Annotated in this window: 1 protein-coding gene; it reads left to right on the top strand. The window is 45.0% G+C overall.

Annotated features, from left to right (window positions below; genetic code table 11):
* Positions 1–609 (top strand): ATP-binding cassette domain-containing protein (locus tag R7093_RS26245; RefSeq protein WP_318147150.1); only part of this gene is annotated, 609 nt, incomplete at its 5' end.
* Positions 610–627: the final 18 nt, after the last annotated feature.

The raw sequence follows: 627 nt of genomic DNA, 5'->3' as shown, positions 1-627 counted from the left end.
AAGAGTTCTTTATTACGTGTTCTAAACCTTTTGGAAGGGGCGGATAACGGCAAGTTAAACATCGCTAATGACGTCTTCGATTTCTCGGCTGAAATCAAAGAAAAGCAAGGTTTAGCGCTTCGCCGTAAAGTGGGCATGGTATTTCAGCAATACAACTTGTGGCCTCACATGACGGTCATGGAGAACTTGATTGAAGCGCCTATTAAAGTGTCGGGAATGGATAAAGAAGAAGCTAAAACCCAAGCGATGCAAATTTTGTCTACGTTGCATTTGGCTGACAAGGCCGACGCATGGCCGATGCAGCTTTCTGGTGGGCAGCAACAACGTGTGGCGATTGCTCGTGCATTGATGATGAAACCGGAAGTCTTGCTTTTTGATGAACCGACCGCAGCTCTTGATCCGGAAATTACGAACCAAGTCGTTAAGATTATTAAAGATTTAAGCGAAACTGGCATCACCCAAGTCGTAGTGACGCATGAGGTCGATTTTGCTAAGAAGATTGCTAGCCACGTTCTGTACCTCGAGAAAGGACACATCGTAGAGCATGGTACGCACGACGCTTTTGCCAACCCGCAAACCACACATTTTGCTGATTATCTAAAGCACTAAAAACAACACCATTAAGTT

The sequence above is a fragment of the Vibrio sp. 1580 genome (genome assembly GCF_033340055.1).
The sequence above is the reverse complement of the archived record's forward strand: the minus strand, read 5'-3'. Positions and strand labels throughout refer to the sequence as shown.